The organism is Pseudomonas sp. NBRC 111140 (assembly GCF_001320885.1).
In the GTDB taxonomy this organism is placed as follows: domain Bacteria; phylum Pseudomonadota; class Gammaproteobacteria; order Pseudomonadales; family Pseudomonadaceae; genus Aquipseudomonas; species Aquipseudomonas putida_P.
The window spans coordinates 40248-53800 of record NZ_BCBQ01000037.1; the positions used below are offsets into that span (position 1 = coordinate 40248).

Annotated in this window: 14 protein-coding genes; 9 read left to right on the top strand and 5 right to left on the bottom strand. The window is 62.9% G+C overall.

What is annotated here, in order from left to right; genetic code table 11:
* Positions 1-87: 87 nt before the first annotated feature.
* The gene (locus APH42_RS14270; RefSeq protein WP_060493576.1) at positions 88-780 is read right to left on the bottom strand and encodes an OmpA family protein; all 693 of its coding nucleotides are present in this window, start codon (positions 778-780) and stop codon (positions 88-90) included.
* Between the two features lie 159 nt (positions 781-939).
* On the opposite strand from APH42_RS14270, the gene APH42_RS14275 reads away from it, so the two are divergent.
* The 4 genes from APH42_RS14275 to APH42_RS14290 are packed head-to-tail and all read left to right on the top strand — an operon-like array spanning position 940 to position 2597.
* Positions 940-1434 carry a DUF6231 family protein gene (locus APH42_RS14275; protein WP_012273855.1) on the top strand — a complete coding sequence of 165 codons (495 nt, stop codon included), beginning with the start codon at positions 940-942 and terminating at the stop codon, positions 1432-1434.
* Between the two features lie 2 nt (positions 1435-1436).
* Positions 1437-1913 (top strand): YchJ family protein, encoded by a 477-nt coding sequence (locus tag APH42_RS14280; protein WP_012273856.1) that lies wholly within the window; start codon positions 1437-1439, stop codon positions 1911-1913.
* Between the two features lie 2 nt (positions 1914-1915).
* A complete protein-coding gene (locus APH42_RS14285; protein WP_012273857.1) occupies positions 1916-2392 on the top strand; it encodes an LEA type 2 family protein in 477 nt (158 codons plus the stop codon).
* Between the two features lie 7 nt (positions 2393-2399).
* On the top strand, positions 2400-2597 hold the full coding sequence (locus tag APH42_RS14290) for an SEC-C metal-binding domain-containing protein (RefSeq protein ID WP_009684590.1): 198 nt from the start codon (positions 2400-2402) through the stop codon (positions 2595-2597).
* Positions 2598-2627: 30 nt separating this feature from the next.
* Here the strand turns inward: APH42_RS14290 and APH42_RS14295 are convergent, their stop codons facing one another.
* The 4 genes from APH42_RS14295 to APH42_RS14310 are packed head-to-tail and all read right to left on the bottom strand — an operon-like array spanning position 2628 to position 6233.
* A complete protein-coding gene (locus tag APH42_RS14295) occupies positions 2628-3530 on the bottom strand; it encodes a pyridoxal-phosphate dependent enzyme (protein WP_012273858.1) in 903 nt (300 codons plus the stop codon).
* Complete coding sequence (locus APH42_RS14300; RefSeq protein WP_012273859.1) at positions 3527-4738, bottom strand: MFS transporter; 1212 nt, start codon at positions 4736-4738, stop codon at positions 3527-3529. Before APH42_RS14300 ends, APH42_RS14295 begins: the two co-directional genes overlap by 4 nt.
* Positions 4735-5523: an alanyl-tRNA editing protein gene (locus APH42_RS14305; protein WP_012273860.1), complete on the bottom strand. Its 789-nt coding sequence runs from the start codon at positions 5521-5523 to the stop codon at positions 4735-4737. Before APH42_RS14305 ends, APH42_RS14300 begins: the two co-directional genes overlap by 4 nt.
* Positions 5520-6233 carry a serine O-acetyltransferase gene (locus APH42_RS14310; RefSeq protein ID WP_041166578.1) on the bottom strand — a complete coding sequence of 238 codons (714 nt, stop codon included), beginning with the start codon at positions 6231-6233 and terminating at the stop codon, positions 5520-5522. Before APH42_RS14310 ends, APH42_RS14305 begins: the two co-directional genes overlap by 4 nt.
* Positions 6234-6405: 172 nt before the next feature.
* Here APH42_RS14310 and APH42_RS14315 point away from each other — a divergent pair, with 172 nt between their 5' ends.
* From APH42_RS14315 to APH42_RS14335, 5 genes are all read left to right on the top strand, one after another.
* On the top strand, positions 6406-7746 hold the full coding sequence (locus tag APH42_RS14315; protein ID WP_060493577.1) for a PLP-dependent aminotransferase family protein: 1341 nt from the start codon (positions 6406-6408) through the stop codon (positions 7744-7746).
* Positions 7747-7849: 103 nt separating this feature from the next.
* Entirely contained in the window at positions 7850-10291 is a 2442-nt protein-coding gene (locus APH42_RS14320; RefSeq protein WP_012273863.1) for a penicillin acylase family protein, read from the top strand.
* A gap of 135 nt (positions 10292-10426) precedes the next feature.
* Positions 10427-11443 carry a ligase-associated DNA damage response exonuclease gene (locus tag APH42_RS14325; protein WP_012273864.1) on the top strand — a complete coding sequence of 339 codons (1017 nt, stop codon included), beginning with the start codon at positions 10427-10429 and terminating at the stop codon, positions 11441-11443.
* Positions 11440-13098, top strand: coding sequence for an ATP-dependent DNA ligase (locus APH42_RS14330; RefSeq protein ID WP_060493578.1), 1659 nt, complete (start codon positions 11440-11442; stop codon positions 13096-13098). Before APH42_RS14325 ends, APH42_RS14330 begins: the two co-directional genes overlap by 4 nt.
* A gap of 116 nt (positions 13099-13214) precedes the next feature.
* On the top strand, positions 13215-13553 hold a 339-nt coding region (locus APH42_RS14335), incomplete at its 3' end, for a succinylglutamate desuccinylase/aspartoacylase family protein (RefSeq protein ID WP_177336853.1).

Here is a 13553-nt window from a genome sequence, read left to right on the forward strand (position 1 = left end):
TGAATGCTCCTGTGTCATTGGCCACGAACGGCTGACCGGCATGAAGACGCGCCCGTGCCACTGCTCAAGGCACGGGCGCACGCCGCTTCACCGCTGGATCTTGATCTCGGTACGACGGTTCATGGCACGCCCTTCGGCCGTGGCATTGTCAGCTACCGGTTGGGTTTCACCGGCACCGACCACCGAAACGAAGCTGCTGCGCGGTACACCGCTCTCGACCAGGTAATCGGTCACCGAGTGGGCGCGACGCTCAGACAGTTTCTGGTTATAGCTGTCGGAGCCGACACTGTCGGTATGGCCGCTGACGCTCAGCCGGGCAGATGGCGCTTCCTGCTTCAGGCGCGTGGCAATGGTATTGAGGCGCTCTTTGTCGCTGGAGGTCAGACGCGCAGAATCGAACTCGAAGTGCACATCGCGGATGACGATGACTTCTTCCTTCTGCACCACCACTTCCTCGACCACCGCTGCCGGCTCTGGCGGGCATCCGTTGGCATCGACCTGCACGCCACGCGGGGTGCCTGGGCACTTGTCACGGCTGTCCGGCACGCCGTCGCCATCCTCGTCGCCATCGCCATGGGCCCAGCAATAGCCCGCCGCCAGGCCACCGCCCAGCAACGCGCCCCAGCCAGCCCAGCTGGAACTCTCGATGGCGCCCAGAGCGGCGCCGCCTACACCCCCGACGGCGGCACACTTCGGCCAGTCGGTTTTTTGCAAACCTGCACAACCAGTCAACACACTGGTGAGCAGTACCAGGGGTAACGCTGTGCGTACTATGCTCATTTCATTGCTTCTCCTAGGGGGAATCGGCATAAGGCCGATCTCTGGGAGTAAAGACCGCCCATTCCATCCCTGCCAGCAATAAGCCACGACGTAGGCACATGCCTCTTTGCCCGCACGCTGCGGCCCGCTAGTCTTGGACGACTTGAACGAGGATTGGCAATGACCGACGGTTTTTCCCAACGCACCCCACAGCAGGCTTTGGCAGCCCTGCTGGAGCGCTTCACCCCACAACGCCTGCTGCTGGTGGGCACGCGCTTTCCGGCGCTGGACGCCTTCGCCCAGGCGCACCCGCAGGTGACTATCGCCACCGCAGCCCCGGGCCCGCTGCCGGCCGAACTGGCCGCCCAGCGCTTTGACCTGGCGGTACTGGTGGACTGCCTGGAACACCTGCCCAAACGCACCGGCCTGGAGCTGCTCGGCGGCATTCGCAACCTCAATGCCAGCCGGGTTGCCGTACTGGCCGACCTGGCCGCCTGCGGCTGGCAGGACACCGACTTTTTCGCCCTGGCCCTGTCAGCCAGCGAGAAATTCTGCCGTGACCAACAGGTTTTGAGCCTGTTCACCTATGATCTACATGACTACAAGCAGGTCCCGGACTGGCTCAACGCCAGGTTCTGGGCCAACCCTGAAAACTTCGGCAAGTACTGGTGGTGATGATGAGTGTCTCGGTCTGCCCTTGTGGCAGTGGCAACCTGCTTGACGCCTGCTGCGGGCATTACCATGCCGGCACCCCGGCACCGGATGCCCAGGCACTGATGCGCTCACGCTACAGTGCCTACGTGCTGGGCCTGGTCGACTACTTGGTGGCCACGACCCTGCCGGCCCAGCAGGCCGACCTGGACCGCGCCGCCATGGCAGCCTGGAGCGCCCAAAGCACCTGGCTGGGCCTGGAGGTAGAGAGCGCCGAAGTGCTGGGCGGCCAGCCGGAACACGGCTTTGTCACCTTCACCGCACGCTGGCACGACCAGGACGGCGATCACCAGCACCGCGAGCGTTCGGCGTTCGTACAGCATGCCGGGCGCTGGTACTTCATCGACCCCACGGTCGGGCTGAAGGCCGGGCGCAACGACCCCTGCCCCTGCGCCAGCGGGCAGAAGTTCAAGAAGTGCTGCGCCAGTTACGTGGGGAGCTGAACATGATCGACCGCGCCCGTCTGCTGTTGCTCGGTACGCTGATGGCATTGCTGACGGGCTGCGCCAGTTGGGGTGGCGACGACTGGCGCGAACCCGAAGTGCACCTGGTCGAGGTCGAAACGGTCAAGGCCAGGCTGCTGGAGCAGGAGTTCGTGTTGCACCTGCGGGTCGACAACCCCAATGACAGCCGCCTGTTCATCCGCAACCTGTCGTATGCCGTTCGCCTCAACGACCTGCTGCTGGTGCAGGATGAAACCAGCGTATGGCGCAGCGTGGGCGGGCACGCCCAGCGCACCTTCAAGATCACCGCGCGAACCAACCTGTGGCAGCACCTCAAGCCACTGGCCAAGCTGCTACGCAGCAAGCAGCCGCTGCATTACACCCTGCAGGGCGAACTGGCGACCGGGCTGCTCATCCATCGAGACCTGCACTTATCGCGCAGTGGTGAGATAATCCCCGGCGATCACATCCCGGAGTAACCCTGCAATGTCCCAACAACCCCACGTTCATGGCCCTGACTGCAACCACGACCATGATCACCACCACGATCACGGCCATGTGCACGGCCCGCACTGCAACCACGGCCACCAGGAGCCGGTACGCAACGCCCTGAAGGACGTTGGCCGTAACGACCCCTGCCCGTGCGGCAGCGAAAAGAAGTTCAAGAAGTGCCACGGCGCCTGATCTGACCTGCCCCCTGCTGTGGGCTTGTGCCTACGCGGCTTTGCGTCGGTTCGTCCCCAGCAGGTCCTGGTACCACAGGCCGGCGTCATAGGCGATGGTCACCAAGGTGGTTGCGGCATAGCGCGGGTGCTGGGCCATACGTTGGGCGACCGCAAGGCAGGCTGCGGCGGTATTGCCGACGAAAATGCCACTTTGCATGTAGAACCAGCGCTGCGCGGCCAGCATTTCGGCATGTTGCACCTGAGCCCGTTCGTCCACCAGCGACCAGTCCATGAACGGCGGGCAAACGCCCACCGCCATGCCTTCAAAGCGATGATCGGCGAACACCCCAGCCCGCGAGTCACAGCCGCTGGGGTCGACCAGCACCGTCGACACCTCGAAGCCATGGTCCTTCAGCCCCAGGGTAATACCCGTGAAGCTGGCGCCAGTGCCTGCGCAGCCGACAAACAGGATCTCCCGCCCGGCCCCAGCATTGGTCAGTTGCACGGCCAGCTCGCTGGCTGTCTGGTAGCGATGCGCCTCGACACCCACCGGGTTGTTGAATTGATCGGTATAAAAGTATGACTTGCCCAGCGCGGCCTGGTTTTCCAGGTGATGCATCACCACATCCTTGGGTGTGGCACCGGCCATCAGCATTTCCTTGCCAATCAGCCGTGCACCGAAGCACTCCAGCAGGTCCCGCTTGGTCTGGCTGAAACTCAACCCGACTGCCAGCTCAACGGCGACTTGGTGCTTGTGGCAAGCCGCCAGCAAGCCAAAACCGAAACTGCCGCCGGTTTTTTCGATGACGGTTGTCACACCGGGAATGATATTGCCATTGCGCACGGCATGCTCGACGATGCGCCGGGCCGCACGGTATTTGTGGCTACCGCCCGGGTTGTTCATTTCCAACTTGGTGTAGATGCGTTCGCTGACACTGATGAGCTCGCTCATTTGCGGCTACCTTCCATTGAAGTATGCAAGCAGGCCTTGTTCTGCAGCAGGCCGGCAGTGGCGACCAGCAGCCCGATGCACAGGACCATGCAGATGGCATTGGTGCCGTCCCAGCCAACCGAACTCAGCAACAGCGAAGGGCTGAATGCGCCGAGGGTGGCGAAAATGGCAATCGCCAGGTCGTTCTTGCCCTGCATCTGCATCGCCGCCGGGCTGTTTTGCAGCGACTGGGCGAGCAAGGCACCGCCGCCTACATACGTCAGGTTCCAACCCAGCCCGAGGGCAATCAGCGCCAGGGTCATCATGGCGTAGCTGTGCGACCAGATATTCATCGCCGAACAGCCGATCAACAGGGCCAGGCCCGCGCAAATGGTGGTCCTGATACCCAGCCGCTGGATGATGGCACCGGTGAAGAACGACGGGGCGAACATGGCAATCACATGCCACTGGATCGCCAGGCGCACGTCAGAGAAGTCCTCATGCATGTGCTTCATGTGCATCGAGGCCTGGATCATCAGCAGGTTCATGATCCCGTAGCCCAGCGCGGCAACCGCCATGGCCACCATCACGCTTGGGCTCGCAGGCTCAGTGCGGGCGCTAGACGACTTGGCTGCGTTGTTGACCGCACGGGCCACCCCTGCATCGTTGGGCAGGCACAGGGCGATCAGCAGTGACAGCAACGCCAGGCCGACAAACGCGGCATAACACAGCGAAAACAGTGGGTAACCGCCCACATCCCGCAGCCACTCGGTGAGCGTCGGCCCGACGACAGCAGCAATGACGCCCCCTGCCACGACCAGCGAAAGGGCTTTGGGCTTCAGGGCCTGGGAAAGATTATCGGTGGCCGCGAACCGGTTGAAGTTGGCGAACGCGATATACACACCCAACGCAGAATGGCTGAGTACCAGGGTTGGAAAATGCTGGTGCTCCACCGCCAGGAAGCCGCTTACACCAGACAACGCCAAGGGGATCGCCCCCAGCATGAAAGCCTTTTTGCGGCCAATGCGGCCCATCAACCTGGAGACCGGATAGGTTGCCAACATCAGGCACAGGAACTGGAACCCGTACGGCACCGTGGACCACGCAGCGTCAGGCGCCAGCGCCGCGCCAACGATGGCGGCCATGGTCACCGACATGACAGCAGTCGTCAGGTTGATCGACTGTGCGGTGAAATACAGGTACGTGCGCCGCGGTAGCGTGCTGTTCATAGGGCGTGCTCGTGATAGGTGGACAGGTCGATTTCGGCCTCGGGGAACACGCAGATCAGCCGTTCCTTGCCTTTACCCAGGCGTTTGCGCCTGACACTCAGGTGCCCGATGCGCCGAGGTGAATCGAGGTGCGTGCCACCACACGGGATCTCGATGCCGTTGTAGGTCCACAAGCGCGCGTCTTCCAGCCCATCGACCGCGTAGTGCTCGATGGGCGCTTCGCAGCCGATCAGTTCATTGGCCCGCCGTTCTATTTCAACCACGTCTTCGGCGGTGAAGGCGTCCTCGACCAAGAAATCGAAACGTGCCGAGTCCTCTTTGATGTGACAGCCGATGGTCCATTGCTTCAACTCTTCTCGCAGCCCGATGGCGGCGGCATACAAGAAGTGGCTGGCACTGTGAGACAGCGTCAGCCGTTCGCGCCGTTCAATATCGATGGTGACGCGGGCCGGCATACCTGCGGTGACTTCATCGAGCAAGTGCAGGTCATCGGGGTGCAGGCTGTGAATAATGATGCCGCCCAGCTTTCCGCCTTTGAAACCTTCAAGGCGAATGGGGCTACCGTAAAGTTTTTTAACCCAGATGAAGCGTACGGTACCGATGGGAAGTTCAATGGTACCCATGTCTGCCTCCTGGCCACCGCCTTCCGGGTAGGCCACGGTACTTTGCAACTCGATACCGTCACTGTGCACCCGCGTTACTTGCGTGTTTGCACCGGCCTGGTATTGGTCTTTGTAATACAACTTCTCGGTGTTGCGTAAAACTTCATAGTTGAGAGCATTCATGGTTCAAGTACCACCTGCAATGATGTTTTTATCTGTACCCGAGCAGCGGCGGGGACATCTTTGGTAATAATGCAACCCGGCCCGATAAACGCGCCGTCGCCGACGTGGATAGCACCCAGCACACTGGCGAAAGCGCCGATCTGTACCCGGTTGCCAAGGGTCGGGTGCCGGGCGCTGGAAGGGTTGTCACTGATGCCTCGGGCGCCCAGGGTGACACCGCCGAGCACGTAGCAATCGTCACCAATGGTCGAGGTCTCACCAATGACGGTGCCCATGCCGTGATCGATGATGAAGCGCGCACCGATGCGGCTGCGGAAATGGATCTCCGCCCCCGAGAGCATCTTTCCGCGCCTGGAGATCATGGCAGCCAGGCATTGGCCGCCGGCGCCGTAGGTGGAGGCCGTATTACGGTAAATCCAATGGGCAAGTCGATAGTGCAAAACCGCCGAGTAAGAGGTGTAGGTTTTTGCAATGAATACCAGGTCACGGCCAGCCGCCGGATCTTTCTGGGCAAAGGCCTGCAAGTCGGCATGGGCCTGTTCAGAAACACTTTCAATAACCAATGTTTCTTTCAGCGCCTCGAACTCGTCGATTGAACAGCACTCCAACAACGCCGAGGTCACAAGGTTTTTTACAACTTTGAATGACGCCAGTTCATCAGGCACAGGGAGCCTGGCAATCACGGCTGATTGCATGTCCATAGTATGCATGGGCTTGATATCCAGTTGTCTGGTGTGCACAGACGCTAAAAGTGCTGCCTTTGCTGGCAGCCGAAAGTTCCGACAAGGGGATAGTGGCATGTACTGGCCATTTGCAAACGAACAGTCGACAAGCATTTCCGTTAACTGTTAGGCTTTTTTTTCTAACGGTTTCGGACCTGCCATGAACCCCAGCAGCCTTCATCACCTGTTGAAACAACGCCTGGATGCCGGCGAGTGGTTGCCAGGGCAACGCATGCCCTCCATCCGCAAGCTGACGGCTGCGGTCGACTTCAGTTACCACGACGTCGTATCGGCCTATGCCCAGCTGGTCAGCGAAGGTGTGTTGACGGCCTCACCCGGCCGTGGCTACTTCGTCGCAAACAGGGCCCGGCAAGCGAGCGTTATCCACGAACCCGAGTGCATGGCCGGTGATCCGCTGTTCCGGCTGCTGCAGGGCGGCCAGCATTACACCAAGCTGGGCAGCGGCTGGCTGCCCCCTGCATGGCGAGACACCGAGCTGCTGGCCAAGGCCATTCGGCGCACGGCGCGGCTGGAGCAAAGCTCACTGGCAGAGTACGGCGACATCCAGGGCTACCTGCCCATGCGCAAGCAGTTGTGCGTGCACATGAAGCGGCTGACCCGTGTCGAAGCCCGCCCCAACCAGTTGCTGACCACGCTGGGTGCCACGCAAGGCCTGGACCTGGTCGCACGGTTGTTGATCAAACCAGGCGACCACGTTTTCGTCGACGAACCCGGCAACGGCAACCTGATCAAGCTGATCCAGCTGGCGGGCGGGCACGTGGTCGGCATTCGGCGAACCCAGGACGGGCCGGACGTGGAAGAAATGAGAAGCTACCTGGCCACGCACAAGGTCAAGGCGTTCTTTTGCAACAGCACGTTCCACAACCCGACCGGTAGCAACATCAGCCCCCATAACGCCTTCAGCGTCCTGCGCCTGGCGGTGGAGCACGAGTTTTTCGTGGTCGAGGATGATGTGTATGGCGACTTCAGCCCTGCCGTGCGCCAGACCTTTGCCGAGCTGGACAACCTTGACCGGGTTATTTACGTCGGTAGCTTCTCCAAATGCCTGTCGGCATCACTGCGTGTGGGTTTCATTGCCTGCTCGCAAGACCTGATCGAACCACTGACACGCCTGAAACTGCTGACCTGCGTCGCCGTGCCGGCGTTTTGCGAACGCTTCGTCAACACCATATTGTCTGACGGCACCTATGCCCGACACATGAAGGACGTGCAGCAGCGCCTGATCCGTCAGCAAGTGCAGACCCAACGCTTGTTGCTCGAGCGCGGCTGGCAGTTCGATATTGCGCCGCAAGGCGGCATGTTCCTCTGGGTCTACCACCCGGGCCTGCCAAACCTGCAACCTTTCATGCGCAAACTGGAACAACACAAGATCTTGTTGATGCCCGGTTCAGCATTTGCGGTCAGCCGTGACTACCAACGCTACGCGCGTATCAATTGCACGCATTTTTCCGACACCTTGGCTGACCACTTCGACGTTTGACCCGGCGTAATCAAATAAACCGACCTGGGACCTTGCACGGCGCCTGCGCGCTTACTACCTTAGCGCCTTTCCAAACCAGCCTCGCCTTGCAGGAGCCCTTGTCATGGCAGCCCCCGCCTTTCCTCCCTTCCGCCTGCGGTTCACCACCGCTGCCACGCTGCTCGGCATGCTCGGGCTGGCCGGCTGCCAGACGGGCGGCTACCAGGACAGCGTGCCACCGACCAGTGGCGTGCAGCCACTCAAAGGCCTGGCGCAGAATGTTTCGGTACGGCGCAATGCCATGGGCGCGCCGCTGATCGAAAGCAGCAGCTTCCATGATGCGCTGTTCAGCCTGGGCTATGTGCACGCCGGCGACCGCATCGAACAGATGGTCGCCATGCGCCTGCTCGCCCAGGGCCGCCTGGCCGAACTGGCCGGCAGCGAAGCGCTGGATATCGACCGCCTGATGCGCGCCGCCAACCTCAAGCAGAGCGCGGCCCAGCAATACGCCGACGCATCACCACGGCTCAAGCGCTTCTTCGAAGTGTATGCACGCGGGGTAAACGCCTACCTGTTCCGCTATCGCGACAAGCTGCCGGCCGCCCTGGCCAGCAGCGGCTATCGCCCCGAATACTGGAAGCCCGAAGACTCGGCGCTGATCTTTTGCCTATATGCCTTCAGCCAGTCGGTGAACCTGCAGGAAGAACTCAGCGCCCTGACCCTGGCGCAGAAAGCCGGCAGCGACAAGCTGGCCTGGCTGCTGCCTGGGGCCCCCGACGAGCCGTTGGCCGAAAGCGAAGTGGACAAGCTCAAGGGCCTGAACCTGGCCAGCCAGTTGCCGGGGCTGCCAGCCCTGGCGGCTGCCAGCCAGAAGCTGGCCGACCTTGACCTGCTCGGCAGCCCGGGTTCGGCCAACCTGGCCCTGGCCCCGCAGCGCAGCCGCAGCGGCAAGAGCCTGCTGGCCAGCGACAGCCGTGCCGCCTGGGCCCTGAGCCCGGTACAAATCAACACCAGCAAGTACCAGGTTGCCGGCCTGTCGTTGCCTGGCTTGCCGATCGTGCTGGCCGGCTATAACGGCAAGCTGGCCTGGAGCAGCAGCGCGGTAATGGCCGACAACCAGGACCTGTTCATCGAGCAGCTGCGCCGCCAGGGCAGCCAGCTGAGCTACCTGGCCGACGGCAAATGGCTGCCAGCTCGCGCCCGTAGCGAAACCTTCTTTGTGCGTGGCCAACGCCCCCTGCGCGAAGTGATGTATGACACCCGCCACGGTACCTTGCTGGCCCAGCCAGACAACGCCAGCCTTGGCTTGGCGCTGAACCTGCCACAGTTCAAGGGTGACCGCAGCCTGGATGCACTGTTCGACCTGACCCGGGCCAAGAACGTGGAACGGGCCTTCGACAGCACCCGTGAAGTCACTGCTGCTGCCCTCAACTTCGTGTTCGCCGAACCTGAGCACATCGGCTGGCAAGTCAGTGGCCGCTACCCCAACCGCCGCGAAGGCCAGGGCTTGTTACCTTCGCCGGGCTGGGATGGGCGTTACGACTGGGACGGCTATGCCGACCCGATGCTGCACCCGTATGACCAGGACCCACCTGCAGGCTGGATCGGCCACGCCAACCAGCGCAGCCTGCCGCGCGGCTATGGCATGCAGCTGTCCAGCACCTGGTATTACCCCGAACGCGCCGAACGCCTGGCCCAGCTTGCCGGCAACGGGCGCCACGACAGCCGCAGCCTGATGGCCCTGCAGAACGATCAGGTGACCTTGCTGGCCGACAAGCTCAAGCAGATGTTCGACGCCCCTGGCATGGCCCAGCCGCTTAAGCAGGCGATCGACGCCCTACCGGCAGCCCAGCGTGACAAGGCCCGGGACACGCTGGCCCGCCTGAAGGCCTTCGATGGCCGCTTGAGCCCGGTGTCGGCGGATGCCGCACTGTACGAATTGTTCTTGCAGGAGGTCGCGCGGCAGACCTTCCTCGATGACCTGGGCCCGGAGTCTGGCCCAGCCTGGCAGGCGTTCGTCAGCAATGCGCGCTTGTCGTTCTCGGCGCAGGCCGATCACCTGCTGGGCCGCGACGACAGCCCGTTCTGGGATGACCGCAATACTCCGCAAAAAGAAGACAAGCCCGCCATCCTCGCCCGCAGCCTGGCCAGTGCGATGGATACCGGAATCGCGCAACTGGGCGCCGACCGCCGCGCCTGGCAATGGGGCAAGCTGCACCAATACCGCTGGCCGGCACCGGCCTACCATGGCCTGGGCGATGCCATCAGCCGTTCGCCCCTGGCCGCTGGCGGCGACTTTTCCACCCTGGCCCTGACGCCATACGCCTGGGGCAGCGACTTCGCCACCCGCCTGCCAGCCTCGGCGCGGATGATCGTCGATTTCGGCCAGGCCGAACCGTTGCAGGTGCTGACCAGCAGCGGCCAGTCAGGCAACCCGGCCAGCGCACATTACAGCGACGGGCTGGATGCCTGGTTCAAAGGGCGCTTCATGAGCCTGCCGCTGCAGCAGCAGAACTTCGGGCGGGCGTATGGCAACCAGCGCCTGACCTTGGTGCCGGGTCGGTAAGGCATTGATCAAATGATGGGCGGGTGCGGGTACCGAGCGCTGCCAGTTTTCCGCCCAACACCCGCCCCCAACCCGTCCGAACTTCCCCCCATCACCACCGCTCCTAACTGGTAACCCAACCAGTGCACATAGCCCATGGACCTTGTCATCGCCCGCCCCGAAGGCCTGTACTGCCCGCCCGGCGATTTCTACATCGACCCTTGGCGGCCCGTGGACCGAGCCGTGATCACCCATGGCCACGGTGACCATGCGCGCACCGGTAATGGCCATTATCTGACCGCCAGCCCTGGTGCCGGTATTCTGCGCAGTCGTCTGGGCCTGGATATCGATTTGCAGACACTGCCCTACGGCGAACGCCTGCTGCACCACGGGGTAACCCTGAGCCTGCACCCGGCCGGGCACGTGCTGGGCTCGGCACAGGTGCGCCTGGAGTATCAGGGTGAAGTCTGGGTTGCATCCGGTGACTACAAGGTAGAGCCCGACGGCACCTGCACCCCGTTCGAACCGGTGGCGTGCCACACCTTCATCACCGAATCGACCTTCGGTCTGCCGATCTACCGCTGGCCCAGGCAAAGCGAAATCTTTGCAGGCATCAATGCCTGGTGGCTGGCCAATCGCGAACAGGGCAAGGCCAGCGTGCTGTTCTGCTATGCCTTCGGCAAGGCCCAGCGGATTCTCCATGGGCTGAATGCCAGCATCGGCCCGATTCTTGTGCATGGCGCCATCGAGCCGCTCAACCGGGTATACCGGGACGCCGGTGTCCACCTGCCGGAAACGCGCTATGCAGGCGATATCCCACGCAACGACCCACTGCTGCGCCAGGCACTGGTGCTGGCCCCGCCGTCAGCCAGCGGCAGCAGCTGGATGCGCCGTTTCGGCGATTACAGCGACGCCTTCGCCAGCGGCTGGATGCTGCTACGCGGTACCCGCAGGCGGCGCGGCGTGGACCGGGGTTTCGTGCTGTCCGACCACGCCGACTGGCCCGGCCTGCTCTGGGCCATTGGCCAGACCGGCGCCGAGCGGGTGATGGTCACCCACGGCTCGGTCAACGTTCTGGTGCGCTACCTCAACGAACAAGGCCTGGATGCCCGCGCCTTCGTCACCGAGTATGGCGACGAGGACGACGTGCCGAACACCGGGCCTTCGCCATGAAAGCCTTTGCCATGTTGTACCTGCGCCTGGACGCGACTACCTCCAGCAACGCCAAGCTTGAGGCACTGCGCGACTACTTCGGCACAGCCCCCGCTAACGACGCCGCCTGGGCAGTGTACTTTCTGGCCGGGGGGCGCCCACGTCAGCTGGTGCCCACCCGCCTTTTGCGTGAAATGGCCACGGCCCTGGCCGGCTTGCCGGACTGGCTGTTCGAAGAAAGCTATCAGGCGGTGGGCGACTTGGCCGAGACCATTTCGCTGCTGTTACCGCAGCACATCGATGGCAGCGAGGAAGGCCTGGCCACTTGGGTAGAGCAGCACTTGCTGCCCCTGCGCGGGCTGCCACCCGAGCATATCCGGCAGCGCTTGCCGGTGCTCTGGGCGCAGCTGGATCGCCCCAGCCTGATGGTGTGCCTGAAGCTGATCACCGGGAGTTTTCGCGTGGGCGTGTCGAAGCTGCTGGTCACCCGCGCCCTGGCGCAACTGGCCGGGCTGGACGCCAAACGCGTAGCCCAGCGCCTGGTCGGTTACACCGACATCAGCCATCGCCCCACGGCGGCCGACTACCAGCAACTGATCGCTCCAGAGACCGCCGAGGAGCACAGCCAGCGTGGTGGGCAACCCTACCCCTTCTTCCTGGCCCACCCGCTGCAAGCCTCCACCGACCAGTTCGATACCCTGCTCGGCCCCCCAAGCGACTGGCAAATCGAGTGGAAGTGGGACGGCATTCGCGCCCAGGTGGTCAAGCGCGAGGGCCAGTTGTGGGTCTGGTCGCGCGGTGAGGAACTGGTTACCGAGCGGTTCCCAGAACTGCACAGCCTGGCGCAGATATTGCCCGATGGCGTTGTGCTCGACGGTGAGATTCTGGTTTGGAAGCCTGGTGATACAGGGGCTGAACTGGCCGTGCAGCCTTTCGCCTTGCTACAGCAGCGCATCGGCCGCAAAACGCTGGGCAAAAAAATGCTGCACGACGCGCCGGTGGTGCTGCAGGCCTACGACCTGTTGGAGTGGCAAGGCGAAGACTGGCGCAGCCGACCGCAGCACGAACGCCGTAGCCAACTGGAACGCTTGGTCGATGAGTACCCGCTTGCCCCCGTGCTGCTGTCGCCGCTGCTGACAGGCCCGGACTGGGCCGACTTTGCCCACCAGCGCGAGCTGTCGCGCAGCCTGGGTGTCGAGGGCCTGATGCTCAAGCAGCGCGAAGCCCTCTACGGCGTGGGGCGCACCAAGGATATGGGCACCTGGTGGAAGTGGAAGATCGACCCGTTCAGCGTCGATGCCGTGCTGATCTATGCCCAGCGTGGGCATGGGCGACGGGCCAGCCTGTACAGCGACTACACCTTTGCCGTGTGGGACGCCCCGGCTGGCACGCCAGGGCGGGTGCTGGTGCCCTTTGCCAAGGCCTATTCGGGGCTCACTGACGAAGAAATGCGCAAGGTCGATACCATCATTCGCAAGACCACGGTGGAAACCTTTGGCCCGGTGCGCAGTGTGACGCCAACGCTGGTGTTCGAGCTGGGCTTCGAAGGCATCGCCCTGTCTCGACGCCACAAAAGCGGTATTGCCGTGCGCTTTCCGCGCATGCTGCGCTGGCGGCTGGACAAGCCGGTGGACGAGGCAGATGACTTGGCGACCTTGCAGGCGCTACTGGCCTGAAGAGGCCAGTGCGGTAATCAGGGCTACACGGATGGAGGCGAAAGGCTGAAAACTATGCTTCTATCTGTGTGCCGACCCGTGTCGCAGACCGTTTTCGCTACGCAGCCAGGACCACCATGCACCATTCAACCCACGACCTGCTCTCACCCGTTCCGGGCATCACCCGCCAACTGCACAGCTTTCACTTCGGCCCCCGCGGTGGCGGCAAGGTCTATGTCCAGGCCTCGCTGCACGCCGACGAACTACCAGGCATGCTGGTGGCCTGGCACCTCAAGCGTCGCCTAACCGAACTGGAACAGCAAGGTCGACTGCAGCGCGAGATCATCCTGGTGCCGGTGGCCAACCCGGTCGGCCTGGAGCAAGTGTTGCTGGATGCGCCGCTGGGGCGTTTCGAGCTGCAAAGCGGCGAGAACTTCAACCGCAACTTCGTCGACCTGTCAGACAGCATCGGCGAC